The organism is Lacrimispora struthionigena (genome assembly GCF_048627165.1).
Classification (GTDB): Bacteria; Bacillota; Clostridia; order Lachnospirales; family Lachnospiraceae; genus Lacrimispora.
The window spans coordinates 1974428-1994126 of sequence record NZ_JBMBWP010000002.1; the positions used below are offsets into that span (position 1 = coordinate 1974428).

General features: G+C 38.5%; 13 protein-coding genes and 1 pseudogene. 4 read left to right on the forward strand and 10 right to left on the reverse strand.

The window, feature by feature from the left end; all coding sequences use genetic code 11:
• The 4 genes from ACOAOT_RS18265 to ACOAOT_RS18280 form a co-directional block, all read right to left on the reverse strand.
• Entirely contained in the window at positions 1-1215 is a 1215-nt protein-coding gene (locus tag ACOAOT_RS18265) for a glycosyltransferase (protein ID WP_420218274.1), read from the reverse strand.
• Positions 1151-2299, reverse strand: a complete 1149-nt coding sequence (locus tag ACOAOT_RS18270) for a glycosyltransferase family 4 protein (protein WP_420218275.1) — start codon at positions 2297-2299, stop codon at positions 1151-1153. The genes ACOAOT_RS18265 and ACOAOT_RS18270 overlap by 65 nt, the downstream gene beginning before the upstream one ends.
• Positions 2296-3636 (reverse strand): exopolysaccharide biosynthesis polyprenyl glycosylphosphotransferase, encoded by a 1341-nt coding sequence (locus ACOAOT_RS18275; protein WP_420218276.1) that lies wholly within the window; start codon positions 3634-3636, stop codon positions 2296-2298. Before ACOAOT_RS18275 ends, ACOAOT_RS18270 begins: the two co-directional genes overlap by 4 nt.
• Before the next feature lie 294 nt (positions 3637-3930).
• The gene (locus ACOAOT_RS18280; RefSeq protein ID WP_420218277.1) at positions 3931-5487 is read right to left on the reverse strand and encodes an O-antigen ligase family protein; all 1557 of its coding nucleotides are present in this window, start codon (positions 5485-5487) and stop codon (positions 3931-3933) included.
• Positions 5488-5703: 216 nt separating this feature from the next.
• Here ACOAOT_RS18280 and ACOAOT_RS18285 point away from each other — a divergent pair.
• Positions 5704-6837: pseudogene (locus tag ACOAOT_RS18285) on the forward strand (ISL3 family transposase).
• Positions 6838-6984: 147 nt separating this feature from the next.
• On the opposite strand, the gene ACOAOT_RS18290 reads toward ACOAOT_RS18285, so the two are convergent.
• Positions 6985-8619 carry a PspC-like choline-binding domain-containing protein gene (locus ACOAOT_RS18290; RefSeq protein WP_420218278.1) on the reverse strand — a complete coding sequence of 545 codons (1635 nt, stop codon included), beginning with the start codon at positions 8617-8619 and terminating at the stop codon, positions 6985-6987.
• A gap of 468 nt (positions 8620-9087) precedes the next feature.
• Here ACOAOT_RS18290 and ACOAOT_RS18295 point away from each other — a divergent pair, with 468 nt between their 5' ends.
• The 3 genes from ACOAOT_RS18295 to ACOAOT_RS18305 all read left to right on the forward strand — a co-directional run bounded on the left by ACOAOT_RS18295 (position 9088) and on the right by ACOAOT_RS18305 (position 14077).
• Positions 9088-10914 (forward strand): phosphotransferase, encoded by a 1827-nt coding sequence (locus tag ACOAOT_RS18295; RefSeq protein WP_420218279.1) that lies wholly within the window; start codon positions 9088-9090, stop codon positions 10912-10914.
• Positions 10915-11032: 118 nt separating this feature from the next.
• Complete coding sequence (locus ACOAOT_RS18300; RefSeq protein WP_420218280.1) at positions 11033-12124, forward strand: PspC-like choline-binding domain-containing protein; 1092 nt, start codon at positions 11033-11035, stop codon at positions 12122-12124.
• A 126-nt stretch (positions 12125-12250) separates the two neighbouring features.
• Positions 12251-14077 carry a GH25 family lysozyme gene (locus ACOAOT_RS18305; protein ID WP_420218281.1) on the forward strand — a complete coding sequence of 609 codons (1827 nt, stop codon included), beginning with the start codon at positions 12251-12253 and terminating at the stop codon, positions 14075-14077.
• 190 nt (positions 14078-14267) lie between these two features.
• On the opposite strand, the gene ACOAOT_RS18310 is transcribed toward ACOAOT_RS18305, so the two are convergent.
• From ACOAOT_RS18310 to gmhB, 5 genes are read right to left on the reverse strand one after another with little or no spacing between them, the layout of a single operon-like run.
• Positions 14268-15200 carry a glycosyltransferase family 2 protein gene (locus ACOAOT_RS18310; protein WP_420218282.1) on the reverse strand — a complete coding sequence of 311 codons (933 nt, stop codon included), beginning with the start codon at positions 15198-15200 and terminating at the stop codon, positions 14268-14270.
• Positions 15201-15215: 15 nt separating this feature from the next.
• Positions 15216-16592 carry a hypothetical protein gene (locus tag ACOAOT_RS18315; RefSeq protein ID WP_420219450.1) on the reverse strand — a complete coding sequence of 459 codons (1377 nt, stop codon included), beginning with the start codon at positions 16590-16592 and terminating at the stop codon, positions 15216-15218.
• A 17-nt stretch (positions 16593-16609) separates the two neighbouring features.
• A complete protein-coding gene (locus tag ACOAOT_RS18320; protein WP_420218283.1) occupies positions 16610-18442 on the reverse strand; it encodes a hypothetical protein in 1833 nt (610 codons plus the stop codon).
• 24 nt (positions 18443-18466) lie between these two features.
• Positions 18467-19102, reverse strand: a complete 636-nt coding sequence (locus ACOAOT_RS18325) for a D-sedoheptulose-7-phosphate isomerase (RefSeq protein WP_420218284.1) — start codon at positions 19100-19102, stop codon at positions 18467-18469.
• Between the two features lie 5 nt (positions 19103-19107).
• Complete coding sequence (gene gmhB, locus ACOAOT_RS18330; RefSeq protein WP_420218285.1) at positions 19108-19686, reverse strand: D-glycero-beta-D-manno-heptose 1,7-bisphosphate 7-phosphatase; 579 nt, start codon at positions 19684-19686, stop codon at positions 19108-19110.
• Positions 19687-19699: the final 13 nt, after the last annotated feature.

Here is a 19699-nt window from a genome sequence, read left to right on the forward strand (position 1 = left end):
TTAATCTTTAGCCAATTCGCAATAGATATGCTCGATATTTTCAAGCATATTTTTAGTAGTGAATTGTGCTTTCACTCTCTGCCGACCGTTTTTTCCCATAGTTATCCGGGCATCTTCATGGTCTACCAACCATTGCATAGCCTTTGCTAACTCTTCAGGTGATCCGGGTTCAACAGTCAGACCAGTCTCTTTATCAAGGCTCACATAAGGAACACCACTTGGTAAGTTAGTATTTATAACAGGTTTTTCAAATACCATCGCTTCTAATTGCACAAGACCAAATGCTTCACTTTTAACTATGGACGGTAATACAAGTGCATCACAATCATAAATACATTGGATCATCTCATCATCAGTTATCGCTCCGCGAAACATGACTTTTTCAGCAATACCCAAATCCATGGTTTTTTGCCTCAACTTTTCTTCCAAAGGTCCTGTGCCTACTAAACATAGTTCTGCATTTTTTACTTTCGAAAACGCTTCTATTAAAATCTCACACCCTTTATAATATACCAGTCTGCCTATAAACAAAAATTTAACAGGTTTCGGATAACTTTCATTATCCAATTCCTTACAGGACAGATATTCATCAGCCAGCTGTTCAATACGCGGTTCTACACCATATGGTACTACTTTACATTTATTACGATATTCAGGCAGGTAATCAGATCCATCTATATGGCCCTGGGTTGCCACCAGTATTAAATCTGCTCTTTTTAAAAATTTTTTCATCAAGGGTTTATAAAATTTCATCATTTTTTTTTGTCTTACAATGTCGCTATGCCATGAGACAATTATTTTGCCTTTATAATTGGATAAAAGGCAGGCCAAATCTGCGAGAGGAAAAGGTAGATGAACATGTACAATATCCGTTTTTTTAGACATCTTTCTAAATTTTAATAAAAAAGATAATGAAATTGGAAGAGACAATAACATCCCGGCACTGCCGGCCCTTATAACTTCAACACCATTAATCAGCTCTTTCGTGCCAAAACCCTTTTCTCTGCATACCAATACTTTAATATCCATTTTTTTATATAGACCTTCTGCTATCTGCTGAACTAAACGTTCAATTCCACCAGTCACTGGATAATAAAGCTTATTTACTTCTAAAACTCTGATTTTTTTATCTGACATCTCATCACCATTATTATAATTCTTCATAAACTTTAGTAAGTATTGAAGCAGCTTCGCGCCAAGTATATTTTCCTGCATGGTCAAGGCCTTTCAAACGATATTCATTTAAAGTATCTTCTTCAAACATGAATTTCTCAATAGCTTTTGTGATTTCAGATGAGTCCAGAGGATTTACTTTTAAAGCAGCTTCACCGCTTATTTCATTAAGGGAGGTTGTATTGGAAGTAATCACTGGCGTACCGCAAGACATCGCTTCAATTACTGGCATACCAAATCCTTCATATAAACTAGGGAATAAAAAGCATTTTGCTCCGCTCATCAAAATAGGAGCTTCTGTATCTGATAAATATCCAGTAAATATGACTTTATCTTCAATATGTAATTGTTTCACCTTTTCAAATATAGAGTCATACATCCAACCTTTTTTACCTGCCAATACCAGACAAGGAATTTCTATAGTATTATTTCTCTCTATAAAATTACTGTATGCTTCTATTATTCTTTCAATATTTTTCCTTGGTTCTAATGTACCTAGATATAAAAAATACTCTCCTTTGATTTCATACTTTTCCTTGACCGAAAGTATCTGTTCGTTTTTATATTTACTATTAAATAAATCAGTGTCAACTCCCATGGGCATAACAACGATTTTTTCTTCAGGTATTTTTAAATATCTAATTATTTCTGATTTACTAAATTCAGAGATGGTTACTATTCGGTCAGCCCTTCTACACGATTTTTTAACTGTTAATTCTAACCATATTCTAGTTTTCTTACGAACTGTCTCAGGAATTGATTTATATGCCATATCATAAATTATAGTTACTTTTTTCCCATTAACCCCAGGGGGTACGGAATAATTAAAAAATTGTGTAATATCAGCTTTTTTTCCAAAAAAACCTGAGTAGCTAATGGGTATTATGTTCCATAATAACTTATAAAGCACATCATTGAAATATCGACACCTGTTATCCATGCAACCACTCGTTCTATATTTATCGAGTAAAAAAAGCTTTTCTCTAGCTTTTTTAGTTTCAAAATAATTAAGTTGATAAGAATTGTTAGTGTTTTTTGATATTTCTTTAATTAGATTATCTGCACACCAGGCAATCCCAGTCTTATCCCCTTTTAAAAATAATTGAACATCAAATGCTATTTTCATAAATCCTGATGTACTCCTTCTGTTGATTCTTTCATAAACAATATTTTAGGTGTCATTAAAAACAATTTCAGATCAAGCAGAAACGAATAATTTCTAATATATGTTAAATCTAATTTTAATTTATCATATGATGTAGTATTATACTTCCCATAAATTTGAGCATAACCCGTTAAACCAGCCTTAACTTTTGTTCTATATGAAAATTCAGGAATTTCTTTTAGAATTTCCTCTGCCAATTCTGGTCTTTCAGGGCGAGGACCCACAAATGACATATCTCCCTTTAAAATATTGAACAATTGAGGCAGTTCATCTAACCTGGTTCTACGGAGTAAATGTCCAATAGGTAATATTCTGCAATCTCCTTCAGCGGCCAAACGCGCAACTCCATCTTTTTCTGCCTCTTGAATCATTGTACGAAATTTGTATATAACGAATTTTTTATTGTCCTTTGTTATTCTGATCTGGTGAAAAAAAACAGGACCGGGATCTGTCAACTTAATACATAGACTTATTATTAAAAGCAGAGGGCTCGCCAAAATTATGCCTATTAAAGATATTAATATATCAAATAATCTCTTTATAAACTGTTGTTCAATCGTTAGCCCTTCATTCCTGGATAGTAACAATGGTGAATCAAATAGATTAAACTCTATTGAGCTTTTAAGTATAATATCAGAAATTTTAGGAACACTGTAAGTTCTAATGGAATTATCATAACAATACTTTAATATTAAATTTCTTTCATGACTGCTTATATCACCTATTATAATTCCATCATAATTGTTAATCTCTCCAAAAATATATAATACGCCAGAATCTATATCTACAATTTTACAAATCTCGTATTTATCTTCCCTAGAATTTATTTTTTCTGCAAGATGATAATCAGATCGTTTACCTGAAATCAAAAGCATTTTTCTAGGTGGAAATAACCTGCTATATATCCATTGATAAATTAAGGTCCAAAGAATTATGACGAGAAAGTCCTGCGATGTCATCTTTATAAGTTGTAATGGACTTAAAAAATGTTTATCTAAAACCGCTATTTGTAAGTATGTAAAAATATTGGTAAAAACAACAGCAAGCATTTGCGAATATATTAAATTAACCTTTTTTAAATAACCAACTTTGAATCCTCCATAAGTGTTCATAAATAGAACCAGAATAATGCCATACAGAAAAATCATCATCCAATTTCCTCTTCTAAAAAAAGGAAATTCTATTATCCTATTATAGTAATTATTCCATGTACAACTATATAGATAAATTAACATCGTAGTTATTCCCAATGTAAATATTAACTTAATTAGACGCTTATACTTTTCATCGATCTTCATATTATTAACACCTTTTATCTTATTAGTCAAAACCTGGAAATTAATAATAATGTTCCATTATGCTTCATACACTGTTACATCTCTAATTATCAAGAGTATAAATTTTTGTAATTATTTAAGCCATATTAGTATACCATATAAGTTGTTGTAAGTACAATCTTCTTCATTACAAAAAGCACTGTTAATATTTAAGAATTTATGAATATTTTACCTATCAAAAAAACACTTCATCTAACCGATAATTTTTTTGGCATTTTCCGGTCAGATGAAGTGCATTTAATTATATTATTTATTTTATATACTTGTATTACTCTCGTGGTGGAATTTTGATGCTCCTAGTCCAGCCAACAGCCAAAAAATAGGAGTCACTATAGGAAGATTCAAATTTACAAATGCTTGTACAGTATAACATATCACCCCAAAAGCAACCGCCATAATATAAGGATTTTTGCTATTCTTAGTGCAACAGTCCTTAATAAGACCAAAGATAAATACTAAATAAGAAACCAATCCCGCAACACCCATAGTTATCAAGATATGCAAATATTCATTGTGGGCACTATCAAATATTTCATTATATGGGTTATTTTTAAATCTTTCCAACATTAATATACCAAAAGTTTCAGGACCATATCCTACAATTTTTTTCCAAATAGGTAATTCCTTATAACGTTCAAATGATTTTCTCCATATAAACCCTCTATGCGTCCCCCAATTATCATTAAGCTGAAAATAGCTGCTAATTCTTCCATATCGATTAGCATGACCTGCAAAATTACAATCAACTAAGAGGAATAAGACGATTAATAGGCCAATGCAGACAAATAACAACCATATTCTACGGAACTTGCAATTAAACTCTAGTTCCGATTTTTTCTTTTTCATATAGACCAATAGAAATATAGTTACCCACAGACCTACTATAAGATATATTAACAAACCACCCATTGTAATGACATTAAAAACACCATCAACCCCTAAAACTTTATTGGGAAGTGTTTTATTTAACCAGTCAATCCCTTGAACAACTGATAAAAAAGTAGCTAAAATGGTTAAATATTTTCGCACGCCTAATCTATTTTCAAATAAATAAAAAGGCAAAAAGACAAATAAAGCAAGTAATGAGAGATACGCGTTATCACTAGCCCCCATAACAATAGCAATAAAGCTTATTATCAAACATATATAATAAACAGTTATAAGTTTTTTTTCTTTACTAGTCGCATAAAGAACAGCCGAAATAGCCACAATTATTCCAACATATGCTGTATAAGTATTAATATTCCCAATAGTAGAGGTAAATATAGCTCTCTGTTCATCTAACATTAGCACTTTAAATTTAAAAATATCTAATTTAAAATAATCTGTAATTCCAAATAAACAGACTAAAACTCCGGTGCCTAATATTAAGTCAATAAAATACGATTTAAAAATCCAGAATCTGCTTATTAAAAAGTATGATAATATATACCAGGTTATTAAGAATAATCCTGTATATCTTCCTTCATTTCCCCAAAAAGATTCATACAAATAGCTTGATGTAAACGTAGATAAAACTGCATTAAAATAAAATATCAATAAGCTAACATCCGCAACCGAAAGTTTTACATATTTTTCTTTTGTTGTGCTATCATTTAAATATAAACTAACGCATCCTCTTCCAGCAGTTAAACCATATAATATAATAACAATAGCCAATAGAATAGTGCAAAAGCAATAATAGTAGTATTTAACAACTAATATATCAAAATATCCATTTCTTATTATTAGCGGAGTTCCTATACCAATAGCCAACACGTATATTCCCACTATCAACGCTAAAAAACGTGACTTTTCATATATTATTTTCATTTGATACAACCTCTCGTATCCAGCCTTTCTAACGAAGACTTAATATATATTAAACAAAATAGTCCTAACGTTTCTTATTATACGTAATACTAGATGAAAATGCAACCCCGATTCTCATAACCGAATCTTTTATGAGTTTCTTAGTTAATATTTAACAACTCCTATTGAGAATATCATCTTACTCTCATAAAATACTAAGATATGTAAAACATTTTTTTGTACCCTAATTATAGCAAGGCATTGTTATACTTGAAAGATGTTTTTGTAAAAAAAGTAATTCAGGCAGATTCTTTTTTAAAGGTTTTCATTGAAACCAGAGCTTCTGAGCAGACCTGTCCTTGTCGTGGCTGTAAAACAAAAAGAGTTCACAACTATGGAGTCCAGGATATTGGTAACACTCCTTTTAAAGCTTAAAATGTTATTCTGGTCCTAAGATAACAACGTTATTTATGTACCTTCCTATCACCGCAGAACAAGGAGACTGGCTTATTATGTTATATCTCTCCTACCACAGACCTTTCCTCTCAAGCAGTTTTCAATCCTTACTGGGGTTTCCGTCCCAGCGATCTGCAGACTTTTGGATTGCCATCCATTATTCACCCCAGATAAGCTTCCTGAGACCGTTTCTATTAATGAATTAAAAGGCGAAGCGTCAACTGAGAAATATCAGTGTATACTAGTTGATCCTAATAAACACCAGATTCAGGATATTCTTCCAGACCGCGCTCAGTCCCATCTGGCTGATTACTGGAGCAGCATCACCAGAAAGGAAAGGTTGAGAGTAAAATTCTTTGTCTGTGACATGTGGCTTATCTATGTGGAACTGGCTAGGACCTTCTTTCCAAATGCAAAGATTATTGTGGACAAGTATCATTTTATTCGTCAGGTCACATGAGCTATCGAAAATGTTCGCAAACGGCTCCAGAAATCCATGCGGTTTTCTCTTCGTAAATACTATAAACGAAGCCGGGAACTGATTTTGACCCACTATAGAAAGATGAGAACAAACAGGCCTGTGATCTGATGCTCCAGTATAGTGATGACCTACGGTTGGCACACATGATGAAAGTATGGTTTTATGACATTAGCCAGCTAGAGTCCTATCGTAAGCTACAGCAGGAATTCGATGATTGGATTTCTAATACAAGAGGATGCGATATTAAAGAATTCGAAAAATGTGCAAAAACGTTTCAGTCCTGGAGAAAAGAAATCTTAAATGCCTTCAAATATGGCATTACAAACGGTGTCACAGAAGGATTTAATAATAAGGTTAAAGTATTAAAACGAAGTTCTTATGGAATCCGGAACTTTAACCGGTTTCGTACACGGATACTTCATTGTACATCATAGGAAAAGTGGTCGGGATATGGAGGCCTATTTTGCATGCCCAAAACAGCATACAGTAGAATGAACCATTGAAATAGCTCTAAACGCAAGAAAGGGGCGGGATTCATATGAATCCCACCCCAACAGTTGACAAAGAGCCATAAAACCGAATTATTTCTTAGTATAAATTCTCTCAATATTTTCGGATTTAACCTGGAAATAGTTGTCTTCGCCATCTTTTGCAGCTGACTTGGTAGTCTGAATAGAACCAGCAGTATTGATTAACTTAAATTTAGCACCATCTGCCTTATCTGCATCAATAACATATGCTGCGCTCTCATTATCCTTTGTTGTATCTTCTTTAGTATAAGTGCGAATAAATGTCTCAGAATCCATAATTGAGTAGTAATCTTTACCATCAGCACCAGTAACAACCATAACTACTGCATACTTATCATCCTTTTCAGCCTTTAACAGCATACCACCCATGTAAACCTTATCTTTATCAATTTCGTTTTTACCTGCTCCTCTGGAAGCACCAGATTTAGCTAAGCTAAAGGTAAAGCTCTCACCATCAATAGAAAGAGTCTGCTTACCAGTTTTCATAGATCCGTCATCGCCACTGCCAAAATTATACAGCTTATATCCTTTTACTAACCAAGCATTGATATTAGCATAGAAATCATCCTTAGTATCAACTAATGTCTTACTAGAATCATCGTCAATTTTGCCATCAAGCCCACGAATTTCTGCGATTTCAGTAGAGCTAGCGCCTAATTTGATCAGTCTGAAGCCATCCTTCATTCTGCCCTTCTCATCAAACGCATATCTCTTACCATTGATTTCTTTGATCTTGTTAGCGATAATAGAACCCTTACCATCTGCATAGAACCAAGCATCTGAATCATCATTGTAATCATCTGTATCAAGAAGTTTATCAGGTACTACCTTAAACCAACCCTTAGTAACTCTAGCTCCATCTTCAATGGAATTGAAATATCTCCACTCACTAGTAGTTGCTGTACCAGGAGTTGCATCTTTCTTAGTAACCCATTCAGCATTCATTCTGCCATAAACATCGAAGCTGTATTTCTTACCGTTAATGCCTTCTCCATCTTCATTAGATACCTTTTTACCATTAGATTTGAAGTAGAACCAACGAGTCTGATCTTCATCATCAAATACATTTCCGCTTGAGAAGTTAGGTGCAACAGTATCTACATCATAATCTTCATCAGTGACTGTAAGGAACTTCCAGCCAATAGACTGTGAACCATCGTTCTCGTCTCCACAGTAATAATCAGCAGTCTTCCATGCATCATCAGCTGTGTTTCTCTTACCATTCTCATCAAGCCAGCCATACTGCATCTTGCCATCTTCATCAAAGGTGTACTTCTTGCCATTGACTGTTTTGAAGGAAGCTTTTTCACTGCTACCAGTATAAGCCTTACCATTGGATCCAAAATAATACCAATAGTTAGCCGGCTCATCTTCGCCGTCATAATCTTCATTCTCTACAGAAACCCATTTATTAGTTACCATAGCGCCATTTTCATCTACATAATAGAAGTTGTCTTTGAACTCAACGACCAGATCGGTAGCCATCTCGCCATCATCATTTAAGTAGAACCAGTTGTCACCAGATTTTTCCCACTTCTCTGTTTCTTTGTCTCCGCTCTTGTCATAGTACACCCATGTACCATTTTCTTCCTGCCAGCCAGTAGCTGCGAAAGAGGACATGGAAGCGCCTAATGCCAGCAGTGCTGCTGTAGATAAAACAGCAACTAATTTAGTCTGCTTTCTCATAATTAATGCACTCTCCTTTTTTCTTTTTGAAATACTTTCTGAAATTCCTAATAGCATTACGAGGTAATTATACTTCCTATAATGGAAATTATCAATACTTTTTTTACTTTTTTTGCATAATTTGCATATTCAAAAAAATATTAACAATTCCGGAAGAAGCTATCAATTCCTCCATCACATGGAACATTATAATACATTTTTTGTAAAAATGCTATAACATTTATCTGTTCAATTTCTTACAGAATTATTACAGAATGGCATTTTTTAGGGTAAATTGTTTTTTAAAAATACACAAGCCCAATTTGAAGCCAAAATCCTTATTTTATCTGCATTTTCTACAATTTCCGCAACGTGAATCATCTATTGATTTTTACCAGTTCAATGGTATAATGTTCATATAAATTTACACTATTATAATTTTGAACATCAGATTATATCCAATTTAATATATGTGGAGGTTATATTACTATGAATCGTAATGTTATTATCTGCCGTCTGATTCTGGAAAATCCGGCAGTCACACAAAGAGAGATATCACAGGAACTTATGGTTTCACTTGGTACGGCAAACAGTCTGGTTAAGGACTGTATCGAAAAAGGATTAATCGCAACTGGTAAGATGAATGAATCCTACGAACTCCTTCCTGCCGGAAAAGCACTTCTGAATGAACATAAAGTTGATGGCGCCGTAATCATTGCTGCCGGCTTCGGATCCCGTTTTGTTCCGCTGACCTTTGAAACGCCAAAAGGACTCTTAGAAGTATTCGGTGAGCGCATGATCGAACGCCAGATCCGTCAGCTTCATGAATCTGGTATCTATGACATCACAATTGTAGTCGGATACCTGAAAGAGAAATTCGAGTACCTTATAGATAAATATAAGGTTAAGCTTCTTTATAATCCTGAATACGCTAAAAAGAATACTCTGGCTACCATTTACCACGCCAGGGAGTTATTCAAAAACAGAAATATGTACCTCCTATCCTCTGACAACTGGATGCGCCATAATATGTATCACGCCTACGAAGGAGGCGCCTGGTACTCCTCCTCTTATATGGAAGGGGAAACTTCTGAATGGTGTTTTGATTATAATAAGAAGGGACGCATTTTGAATGTGACAGTTGGCGGGCAGGACAAATGGGTAATGTACGGCCCTGTCTTTTTCTCCAAATCCTTCTCAGTCCAGTTTCTGCCTGTACTGGAAGCTTATTATGAGATTCCCGGAACCGAACAGTTTTATTGGGAAAATGTCTTAATGGAGATGCTCTCAGGTGAAACCGCAAAACGACTTCCTGAATTTTCTGAAACAGGACGTGAAATTGAGCTGTATATCAACCGAAGACCAGCTGACGAAGTTTATGAATTTGAAAATCTGGAAGAGCTGCGCCGGTTCGATATCAAGTATCAGCACCGCTCTGACAATGAAGCTCTGGAGCTGGTCTCCGAGGTTTTCTCTGTTCCTGAATCTGATATCACAGAGATCAGATGTTTAAAAGCAGGTATGACCAACAAATCCTTCCTGTTTAAGATTAAAGACCGTCATTATATCTGCAGAATTCCCGGTCCCGGCACGGAGCTGCTGATTAACAGACAGCAGGAAAAGGCCGTTTATGATGCGTTATCTCAATATGATATTACAGAGAAGGTTATCTATTTTAATGGTGAGTCAGGGTATAAAATTGCAGAATATTATGAAGGTGCTCACAATGCCAACCCCAATAGCCTTGAGGAGATTGAACGCTGTATGGCTCTTGTACGGGAATTTCATAAATCTGGAATTGAGGTATCTCATACCTTTGATTTCCAGGAACGGATTGCTTTTTATGAAAACCTCTGCAGAAAATATGGACCAATTCCCTTTGAGGATTATTCAGATGTCCGTAGCCAGATGTGTGAGCTGTTAAATAAATTAGAGAAACTGGGACATAAAAAAGTTCTGTCTCATCTGGATACGGTAGTGGACAACTTCTTAATGCTTCCCAATGGAACCGTTCGTCTCATCGACTGGGAGTATGCGGGTATGTGTGATCCACTTGTTGATATATCCATGTGTGCAATCTATTCCTATTATAATGAAGAAGAAACTGACCGGCTGATTGAAATATATTTAAAGCGCACTCCAACCACGGAAGAACGCTATACGGTTTATGCTTACATGGCTCTGGGTGGCTTTTTGTGGAGTCTCTGGGCTATTTATAAGGCATTTCTGGGAGAGGAATTTGGCGAATACACCATAATTATGTATCGATATGCAAAAACATATTATAAGAAATGTATGGAGCTTCCGAATATTTGACATTTTTGGAAATTTGTCTGCAAATCGTAATAAAATGTTTAGGTATTATGATTAGCACTATGTTATAATGTCTATATGTGTAATTTAGAAATAGCTGGAACAGGAGGAAGAGAACGGTATGCGATACGGAAAGAAAACAGCGGCTCTGCTGCTTGCAGGACTGATAGGAACCGCAGCTTTGATACCAGCTAATACAGCCTGGGCTGCGACAGGCTGGGTTAAGGAAGGTTCTCAGTGGAAATATCTAGATGCAGATGGATCTGTTCATAAAGGCTGGGTTAAGACATCTGACGGCACGTTTTATTATCTTGATTTAACTACCGGTATCATGGCGGCCGGATGGAAGCAGATTAACGGAAACTGGTATTATTTCCATTCTAATGGATCTATGGCTACCAAGTGGATCAAGGACAACGGAAAGTATTATTATCTCATGGACGATACCGGAGTTCTTGTAAAAGGATGGCTTAAAATAGGTAACAGTTACTACTATATGAAGGGTGACGGTTCCATGGCTACCGGCTGGAGAGAGATGGATAACGGCTGGTTCTATTTTAAGGAAGACGGCACCTGCGTCATCGGTTGGGGACAGGTTGGTAATGACTGGTTTTATTTCGGTTCTGACGGAAAGATGATAACCGGCTGGAAACAGATTGACAACGCCTACTATTATCTGAATGCCGATTCCAAATCAGTATTAGGTAAGATGATGACCGGTTGGCTCAGCGACGGTACCAATAAGTACTATATGGATACCAGCAATGGTAAGATGGCTCATGGCTGGAAGCAGATTGAAGGAGCCTACTATTATTTCGGAGACTCAGGACATATGACTACCGGTTGGATTCAGCTTTCAGGTGTTTATTATTATCTGGATCCTTCAACTGGAAAGATGGCAGCAAATACCACACTCACAATAGATGGAAAGAGCTATAGCTTTGCTTCCAACGGAGCATATCAAAACGGCTCATCCGGAACACCAACGGGATCTTCTAACAGCAATACTCCCGGAGGCACCGACAGCAACAGCAGTGCCCCAGGAAGTTCTTCTACGACGAATTCCGGAGGACCAGGCGGGTCATCGACTGGAGCGAATAATTTAACTAGCCCTCCTACCAGTCAGTCCAATGATACGCCAGGTGGAACATCTAATTCCTCCGGAAGCGGTACCTATCAGTTATCACCTGGATTAACCAGCGGACCAGGTTGATCATAACCGTTTTTTCTGTGTGGGTATCTGCACTTTTCCGCAGATGCCCGCACTTATTTTTTTGGTCTTTTTATGTACATATATGATTGTATTATTAATACTTAAGGAACAAAGGAGGATATTACATTGAGACACACGAAAATCAGCATGCGTTTTGCCACAGCTGCACTCAGCGTTTTGATCGGCATGTCGGCCGGATTATATCCGGCTATGAACACTCAGGCAGCACCGTATGAACGGGTTAATGGTTATTATCAGTTAAAAGACGGCACAGTGATTAAAGAAGCAATTGCCAGAGGAATTGATGTATCCCGCTGGCAGGGAAATGTGGACTGGACAGCGGTTGCTGCCAATGATGTCAGTTTCGTAATGCTTGGGACCCGTTCCAAAGGTGTGATTGATCCTAATTTTCACACAAATGTACAGGGTGCCTCAGCAGCTGGACTGAAGGTAGGCGCCTATATCTATTCTCTGGCTACCACTACAGATATGGCAAGAGCAGAGGCAGATTTTGTCCTGGATTTAGTTAAAGATTATCCCATTTCTTTTCCTATTGCCTTTGATGCAGAAGACAGTTCCACACTGGGTACTCTTCCGCCTTATCAGGTAAGCCAGATCATCAATGCATTCTGTGACCGAATAAGAGAAGCCGGGTATCATCCCCTTGTCTATGCCAACGATTACTGGCTGACAAATAAAATTGATTTATCTCAGATGAAATATGACATCTGGGTTGCCCGTTATGAAGCAAAGCATACGTTCCAGAATCCGGTTATGTGGCAGGTGACCAGCACCGGACAGATTCAGGGAATTAACGGAAATGTGGATATTGATTTTCTTTATCAGGATTTAACGCCGAAGCTTCCGGGTAATCTTTGGAGAAAAATCGGAGACAAGACTTACTATTACCAGAATTACGCCATGCAAAAGAATACCTGGATCAATGATGGAACGGGCTGGTTTTATATGAATAATGAAGGACAGGCTTCTACCGGATGGTTTGATAAGGATGGGCAGCGCTACTATCTCGATGATACCAATGGACGGATGTTCACCGGTTGGAAACAGCTTTCTGACAAATGGTATTTCTTCAATGCAAGCGGCTCCATGAATACCGGATGGCTTCTGGACAATGGTGCTAAATATTATTTAAATTCTGACGGTTCCATGGCTACCGGATGGGTCGATTTAAACGGGCAGCATTACTACATGAGCGACACATCAGGGCAGATGAAGACCGGATGGATGGATCTCAACGGGAAGCGTTATTTCTTACAGGACAGTGGTGTTATGTCAACTGGTTGGCTTGATTTGAATAACAAACGGTATTATTTAAATAATGACGGTACCATGGTAACAGGCTGGCATACAGATGGAATTACCAAATATTACATGGCGGAAGATGGCAGTGCCACTTCTGGATGGAAGCAGCTGGATAACAGCTGGTATTACTTTAATACCAATGGCAGCATGAGCAGCGGATGGGTCAATGCAGACGGAAGCTGGTATTACATGGAGAGCGACGGTAAGATGCATTCTGGTTGGCTTGATGACCGTGGCGCTAAGTATTATTTAAGCAACTCATCTGGTAAGATGACCGTTGGCTGGAGACAGGTAGACGGCAGCTGGTATTATTTCGGAGATAGCGGGGCTATGGCTTCCGGTATGATAACCGTTAACGGCAAACAGTATTATTTAAATCCGTCTGATGGTAAGATGAAAGTATCAGAAACATTTGCGGTTGATGGCGTTTCCTATACTGCTGATGCAAGCGGTGTCTGCACCTTAACTCCTGCTGAGACTACTCAGGAGACTACTGGTGAAACACAAACTGCTACTCCTGATACAACACCACAAAATAACTCTACTGGGTCAGGTAACACGAGCTCAGGTAATACAGGAACTGCAAGTGAAACTGCTCCGGGCAAAGAGATTGGGCCTGGAATACATTAAATGATGATATAGGAAGAGGCTTGGGAATGGAAAATCCCAGGCCTCTCTTATTTTTTGATTCTATGTTCAATTGTATAACTTATATATTGAGTAGAGTTGCTCACGAAATTTCGTATTAGAAATGGACCTTTGCAAGTCCGCCAGTTTTCCTTCTAACAACAGAATTTCAGTAAGACGTGCAAATTGGAAATTAATGAATGTTTTTCGTCTCTTCAACAATATAAATTGGCCTGTCCTTTAGTTCCGCAAACAGGATCGCAATATAATTTCCAATAATTCCAACGATCAAAAACAGGACCGCAAACATAAAGCACATAAGAACGATAATGGTGGCATACCCGCTGGGCGTTCCCACTCTTGCCCAACTCCATATGGTATAAATCATCATGATAATTCCCAGAATACCTGCACCGCAGCCAGCATAAATCCCGAGTTTTAAAGGGAGATTGGAAAAACACATAATGGTATTTACAGAAAATGCGATTAATTTCTTTATGCTATATTTGCTTTCGCCTGCAACTCTCGTTCTTGCTTCATATTCGATTGTGGTTCTGGGGTAACCGATGTTTTGTACGTATCCTCTTAAAAAACGAACTTTTTCTCTGTAGTTGTCTTTCAGCACCTTTGCCGCTTTTCCTGAAACCGCAAAAAAATCGGAAGCATTGGGCTCAAATTTCACATCAGAAAGCACATTGATCAGACGGTAGAATGCAGAGGAGGCAATATTTTTAAACCAGCCAGCGGATTCATTTCTGGTACGGACCATGTTAATTACATCGAAGCCCTCTTCCAGCTTTTTCACAATCTCAGGTAAATATTCCGGAGGGTGCTGTAAATCTGCATCCATACACACAATTCCGTCACCCTGACTGTAATCCAGTCCTGCAATCATGGCTGCTTCATGTCCGAAATTTCTGGAAAAGCTTATTACTTTTACCCTTTCATCTGACTGGGACAGTCGGGTAAGTACAGAAAGGGTCTGATCCTGGCTTCCGTCGTTTACAAAGATAAGTTCATATTTCCAGTTTAGTTTTTTCAAAATGCTGGCGGTTTCCTCATAGAACCGGTCAAGAGCCAGTTCTTCATTGTAACAGGATACAACCACCGATAATGTCTTATTCATATATTTGCTCCTTAGCTACTGGTTACCCTCTCGAAATACACTGTAACCATTTTCTTTTAATATAGTCAGTGCACTTCTAACTTTCTGTCCGCTGTCCTCTCTGCTGGGCCGGTATTCAAAATTAGCCCGGAGCTCATCGTCAGTCAGTTCTTCAAACTTCAAAGCCATTTCAGCCCGTTTTTCATAAGCATCAAGCCTATAGGGGGCTTTTTTTATCTCAATATAATTGGTATAACAATTTCCTGCTAAAAATACAAAACAGGCAATTCCAGCCACCAGTTTTACAGACGAACCAACCCGGTATCTCTTCTTTCTGAAAAGCAGTGCAAAGGTAAGTATAATACCAAGTATACCGGTCTGAAACTGGAGGGCATACCTTGAGCTGAGACCGTAATTCTCCAGAAGAAAGATCCATCTGGACAGTACGATCAGCACATGATTCAATCCCCCCGATATAATTAACAGCACCGGTAAAATCGTTTCTTCATAAAGGCGGTAATACCAGTTATACCACAGTGCCAGCAAATAGAATGCAATCACAAGAAGACCCAGGAACAGAAATGGAACATTGGTACGAAAGATCTCTTCCGCCCTCTCTCCTTCAATTACCATGGAAGAAAATGATTTGACAAAAAACCGGACAAAAAATCCGGGAGTGTCCATAAGCTGGGTAAGGAGCGACACAGTTGCAGGTGCCGCATGGTCCTCCACTGCATAACTGTTGCTCCACAGATACAAAAGAAACGGAGTCAGGGCACTAAGTCCGTAAATGGCTGGCCAGCTTCCCCGTTTTTTCCGTTGATGAAAGAACAACATGCCACAGGATAAAAGCACGGTAACGGAATAGATCGCACAATACGGTCCTGCCACAAGAAGGGTAGTTGCAAACGGGATTACAATCAGGCAGATCCGGTCGTATAACCGGTCACTCCCATTCCATACCCGATCGAAAACTTCATAATGCCAGTAAAAAAGGGCAAATGACAGAAAGTGGGCAAATCCACTTCCGTTATTTAACATCTCCCATTTATTCAGGCTAAACAGTACAACCATGAGCACCAGAAACCAGCCAAAAGAAAGCTTCTTTCGGACGCAGTAGGCAGTAATGGCGGCACCAGAAAGTCCCAGTGCCAGTACGCCCAGTACACGGTCAAACATGATGTTGTAATTAAAAAAGGTAACATTTATAATTCTTGCCACATAATTGACCGGAATCCGCGTCAGGATATCCGGTACGAAAAAGTGTCCTGGATCAAACACATCAGGAAGATAGCTGTTTACCAGACGGACATAGTCTGAGTAAATCCCGTCGCAGCTTGCCGAAAAGATGTACCAGAGGCAGAATATGGTTCCCAGAAGAGGGACTGTATAGTAAAGGTATTTTTGCTTCATCATTTCACCTCTGTCTCTTAATCGGCTGTAATTTCAGCAACGACTGCCAGATGCTTATCGCTCCGCTGTTCCGTTGCTGCCTGGTAAAAAAAGTTACTTTCAAACCTTAATTCTGATACCTTATACGCAGGGACATCAATCTGCGCAGTCGCAGTGCTGGAATCAATGGAAACAACCGTTTTATCTTTTCCTTCTACAGTAACGGTGATGTGTTCCAATCCGGTTACCACTCCAGGATAATAGAACTTCAGTTTGATCTTACCCTCTTTGCCTGCCATGATTCTGATCTTTGCGTCTTCATCAAGCCAGCCGTCTTCGTAGCTGCCGTAAACACGCTGAAATTTCAGATCTTTTACAAATGCAGTCACATCCTGGAACGCATTGTGCTCCGGATCCTCCCGCAGTATCAGCATGTTGGGAGTAACCAGACCAATATCTCTGATGGAATCAATAAATATGACTTCAGTTCCTTCCGCCAGACGTTTGCTGTCAAAGGTCTTAAAAAAGGTGCGGGCTGTGAAATCACTCATTTCATAAGTATTGCCGATAATATAGATCTTTTTACCGAATATATTGTTCCCATACTTTCCATAAGTCTCTTCTGCCAGAGAATTGTATCGCAGCTGTGAGGACCAGTAGTAAAGATTATGGTATTCTCCCCGGTAAAAGCTTTCAACAGGAAGCATCAAAAGTCCATAAAGCACAAAAAGACCGCAATATAAAAGAGGTTTTGCAGTAAGTATCTGTCCCTCTTTCAGCGGTACTGTTTCTCCGCATAGATAAGCGGCAAACAGCCATGCGGCAGTCATTGAAACGTAGATCCATCTGGTTTCCACACGGATGGTAACACTTGAAGATCCAATGCACAAGGCTATGAAAACAACGAATAATGTAATAATCGGCAGCCTTACTTTTAATTTCTCTCTGTCTTTAAATAACGTGATCAGAAATCCCACAATCATGATCACAAGAGATAAATTGGCAAGCATAACAAGTACCCGTACCCAGGAAGGTGACTGGCTCCAGCTTAAACCACTTAAATAATCAGGACCTGCATTGATACCAAATATATAAAGCACCTGGTTGAACGCATATCGGATGCTTTGGGATACACTGAATGTGTCAGCTACTGTAGTTCCTCCGGTTCCAGCGGGAGAAATACTTCCAATGGTGAGAAAACGGATAAACTGAACTGCCAGAAATGCTCCGGTTATGCTAAGCCAATAGGTAACTTTTTTTTCCTTTTTCATTAGGAATGCAATGAAAAACAAAGGAAGAAGAACCATATAACGTTCATGGACAAAGCAAACGCTGAAATACAGCCCCACCGCTGTCCAGATATATCGATCGTTCTGCTCTTCTCCGGATAAATACTGGTACAAAGAGTAGAGGATTCCGATTGCCATCCAAAGAGCCATACTTTCCATAAGACCGTATACCTGGCTGATCTGATAGTAAGACATTCTGGAAAGAAGATATAAGACTCCGCAGCCCAATCCAACAAACCACCGATGGGAAAGTCGTTTTCCGAAACGGTATATGGTATACGCAATACAGCTGTTTAGCAAAATATTAAAGGGCACAAACCATTCCGTATGACTTCCGAGAGCCATCATTTCCAGCCAGGCCGCCAGGTAATAAACAAAGCGGAACCGGGTACTTCCAAGTGGAATTACAAACTGCCGAAAGGATTGTTCCCCATAGCAGGACCATAAATAGAGATCATCCATATAAAGCCCATTTATTTTAATGCCTCTGTTAATGAAAAAAGCAAAGGAAATCAAAAGCAGAGCTGCAATGACTTCGTTTTTCCATAATGCTTCCTTACCCATCCATTGTCTCTCTTCCATATTTTCCTCCTTTTCCCGTAAATATTAAAAAAACCGTTCTTCCAGCATCAGACATAATGCATGATATACTGGCAGATGAAGCTCCTGAATTTTAAAGGTTTCTTTCTCTGGCACCACGATGGATACGTCAGCCGTCTCTTTTAACTCACCGCCGTCTCTTCCGGTCAGGCCAATGGTTTTCATACCGATTGCCTTGGCTGCCGTCATGGCATACATAATATTTTTTGAATTTCCTGATGTGGAAATACCAAGTAGAACATCTCCCTCTTTTCCATAGCCGTATGTCTGCTGAGCATAGATAAGATTTCCGTCTACATCATTTAAATAAGCAGTGGAGAGTCCCGGGTGGCCTGTTAAGGCAATGGCTGGAAGTCCTCCCTGTAGTTTATCTGCAAGTTCCTTACCGCGAACTGAATCTGCCCCGGTAAGCTTTTCTGCAAATTCTGCTGATACTGCTCTGGGTTTTACGAAACCTTTCATCAATTCACCAACGATGTGCTCCGCGTCCGCGCAGCTTCCACCATTTCCGGCAATTAAAAGCTTTCCTCCGTTTTTATAACAGTTCTCAAGAAGCTCATAAGCTTCCTTTATGTCATCCTTAACACTGATTAATACCGGATAACGTGTAAGAAGCTCCTCCAAATAATTCATGGGTTCCATCAAGCTCACACTCCTTCTCTTTTTAAGATCCATTCTGCTGCCGATGTCATATCTTCTGCATAAGCATCGAATGCTTCCATTTTTTCTGCTTCCGCCAGGCCGTTATATAATTCTTTTCCATATCCCGTACCTACAAGAATAGATTTTACTCCATATCTGCGCCCTGCCTCTGTGTCCAGAAGCTTGTCTCCGATCATGTAGGAATGGGACTTATCCACCTTAAAAAACTTCTCTGCCATCTCAAACATTCCGATATCCGGTTTGCGGCAATGACAGGACTGTTTATATTCTCCGATTCCATGAACCGGATGATGAGGGCAGTAAAAATAGCGGTCTATCTCTGCTCCGTCTTTTGCAAGAAGACGGTTCATGTATTCATGCAACTGTTCTACATCCGACTCGCTGTAATATCCTCTGGCAACTCCCGCCTGATTGGTCACAACAACCAGACGAAAGCCCTGTTCCTTTAATCGTTTTAATGCAGCAGAGACACCGGGAAGAATCACTAGGTCCGAGGGTTTGTGTAAATATTCCACTTCTTCATTGATAGTCCCATCCCGATCTAAAAAAACAATTTTATCCATTCTTATCCCTTCC

Excerpts from the sequence above, each read along its gene's own strand:
- ACOAOT_RS18270 (WP_420218275.1), bottom strand. The coding sequence starts at position 2,299 with ATGAAAATAGCATTTGATGTTCAATTATTTTTAAAAGGGGATAAGACT.
- ACOAOT_RS18325 (WP_420218284.1), bottom strand. The coding sequence starts at position 19,102 with ATGGAACCCATGAATTATTTGGAGGAGCTTCTTACACGTTATCCGGTA.
- ACOAOT_RS18300 (WP_420218280.1), top strand. The coding sequence starts at position 11,033 with ATGCGATACGGAAAGAAAACAGCGGCTCTGCTGCTTGCAGGACTGATA.
- ACOAOT_RS18275 (WP_420218276.1), bottom strand. The coding sequence starts at position 3,636 with ATGAAGATCGATGAAAAGTATAAGCGTCTAATTAAGTTAATATTTACA.
- ACOAOT_RS18295 (WP_420218279.1), top strand. The coding sequence starts at position 9,088 with ATGAATCGTAATGTTATTATCTGCCGTCTGATTCTGGAAAATCCGGCA.
- ACOAOT_RS18320 (WP_420218283.1), bottom strand. The coding sequence starts at position 18,442 with ATGGAAGAGAGACAATGGATGGGTAAGGAAGCATTATGGAAAAACGAA.
- gmhB (WP_420218285.1), bottom strand. The coding sequence starts at position 19,686 with ATGGATAAAATTGTTTTTTTAGATCGGGATGGGACTATCAATGAAGAA.
- ACOAOT_RS18280 (WP_420218277.1), bottom strand. The coding sequence starts at position 5,487 with ATGAAAATAATATATGAAAAGTCACGTTTTTTAGCGTTGATAGTGGGA.
- ACOAOT_RS18315 (WP_420219450.1), bottom strand. The coding sequence starts at position 16,592 with ATGAAGCAAAAATACCTTTACTATACAGTCCCTCTTCTGGGAACCATA.
- ACOAOT_RS18290 (WP_420218278.1), bottom strand. The coding sequence starts at position 8,619 with ATGAGAAAGCAGACTAAATTAGTTGCTGTTTTATCTACAGCAGCACTG.
- ACOAOT_RS18310 (WP_420218282.1), bottom strand. The coding sequence starts at position 15,200 with ATGAATAAGACATTATCGGTGGTTGTATCCTGTTACAATGAAGAACTG.
- ACOAOT_RS18265 (WP_420218274.1), bottom strand. The coding sequence starts at position 1,215 with ATGCAGGAAAATATACTTGGCGCGAAGCTGCTTCAATACTTACTAAAG.